This is a genomic window from Deinococcus alpinitundrae, assembly GCF_009982895.1.
In the GTDB taxonomy this organism is placed as follows: Bacteria; Deinococcota; Deinococci; order Deinococcales; family Deinococcaceae; genus Deinococcus; species Deinococcus alpinitundrae.
The window spans coordinates 1-257 of sequence record NZ_WXZL01000352.1; the positions used below are offsets into that span (position 1 = coordinate 1).

Genomic DNA, 257 nt, shown 5'->3' on the forward strand with positions numbered 1-257 from the left:
TTTATTCCACCGGCACCTAAACTGGCTGACTGTCATTCTTTGCGCAGGCCTAGTCGGAATTTTCAACGAAGGTAACCAACTAATTTTGGACATGATCATTAACATCCAACGTACCGTGGACATTACCGACGTTCTCACTAACGCGGCTGGAGTGGTAATTGGCTACCTTGCCTTTTACTGCTTGGTTCGTCCGTGGTTGAAGAATACTAGCTTTGCCTAATTGCTCGATACCAAAAAGAGCGTGGAACAAAAGTTGG

1 protein-coding gene is annotated in these 257 nt (G+C 45.5%); it reads left to right on the plus strand.

The genetic code is table 11. The features are described 5' to 3' along the window. Nucleotides 1–220 (plus strand): VanZ family protein (locus GUI70_RS25940; protein ID WP_161884604.1); only part of this gene is annotated, 220 nt, incomplete at its 5' end. Nucleotides 221–257 lie beyond the last annotated feature (37 nt).